Source organism: Mesorhizobium sp. M4A.F.Ca.ET.050.02.1.1 (assembly GCF_003997725.1).
Classification (GTDB): domain Bacteria; phylum Pseudomonadota; class Alphaproteobacteria; order Rhizobiales; family Rhizobiaceae; genus Mesorhizobium.
In genome coordinates this window covers 1-996 of sequence record NZ_RZSG01001258.1, presented here as the reverse complement: position 1 = coordinate 996, position 996 = coordinate 1, and the positions used below count along the sequence as shown (strand labels likewise).

The window sequence follows — 996 nt, the reverse complement described above, 5'->3', positions numbered from 1 at the left end:
GGAACACCCCTCATCCGTCGCCTTCGGCGACACCTTCTCCCACAAGGGGAGAAGGGGGAGACAACCAACCTCGCCGCCTTTGCCGTCGGCTTTATCGGCCTCGTCGGCACCATGGTCCTGCAATACATCGCCTTTGCCGCGATGCCGGTGATCGAGGCCAACCTCGTCGCCTATACCTGGCCGCTGATGGTGGCGGCCGCTATCATCGTGCTGGACAGCCCGCGCCGCCCCGTGTTGCTCGGCATCACCGCCGCGCTCGGCTTTCTCGGCGTGGCGCTGGTCATCTCGGGCGGGCGCGAGCAATCATGGTTCCAGGGCAATCCCGCCGGCTATCTCGCAGCCTTCGGCTCGGCGCTGTGCATGGCCTTCTATTCGATCGCCGTCGGCCGCCTGGCCACGCCGCCGGACCGGTTCCTGCTGCCGTCCGCGCTTGCCGGCGTGGCCCTGACCTTCGCCTGGTGCCTGCGCGACGGCGTCGCCTGGCCGGTTGGGGTCTATGTCGTTGCCGGGCTCTATCTCGGTGCCGGCCCGATGGGGCTCGGCTATTATTTCTGGTCGCGGGCGCTGAAGCTCGACCGAGGCGGCAAGGTTGCGGTTGCCGCCTATCTCACGCCGATCGCCTCGACGTTGCTTTTGGCGCTTTCGGGCGAGACGCTGACGACGACGGCCGTTGCCGGGGCCGTCCTCGTCATTGGCAGTTGCATTGCGGTGGGCATCGAAGGTCCGGAGGCCGGGAACAATGCTTGACGAGGACGAACGCCGCGCCAGACAGGAAGCGCATTGGCTGGTAAAGGAATTCGGCGCCGAGGCGCCGCTTTACGCCGCGATGAAGGCGGAAAAGGCTATTGAGCAGAAAGATTTCGGTCGTTGTGCCCGTTGGAAGCGTATTCTCGAAATTTTGGCCGATCCCGACCCGTCCAAGTCTGTCGTCTCGAAGTATTAGATTTTCTAAATTGCGCGAATCCCGAGGCCATGAAAATATCAGCTCGTATTGAG

General features: G+C 63.8%; 2 protein-coding genes. Both read left to right on the top strand.

The genetic code is table 11. From position 1 onward, the window contains the following. Positions 1–747, top strand: a 747-nt coding sequence (locus tag EOA33_RS36775) for an EamA family transporter (RefSeq protein ID WP_127407799.1), incomplete at its 5' end; no start/stop codon positions are given. Then, entirely contained in the window at positions 740–943 is a 204-nt protein-coding gene (locus EOA33_RS36770; RefSeq protein ID WP_127407798.1) for a hypothetical protein, read from the top strand. The genes EOA33_RS36775 and EOA33_RS36770, both read left to right, overlap by 8 nt. The last annotated feature ends 53 nt before the right edge of the window (positions 944–996 follow it).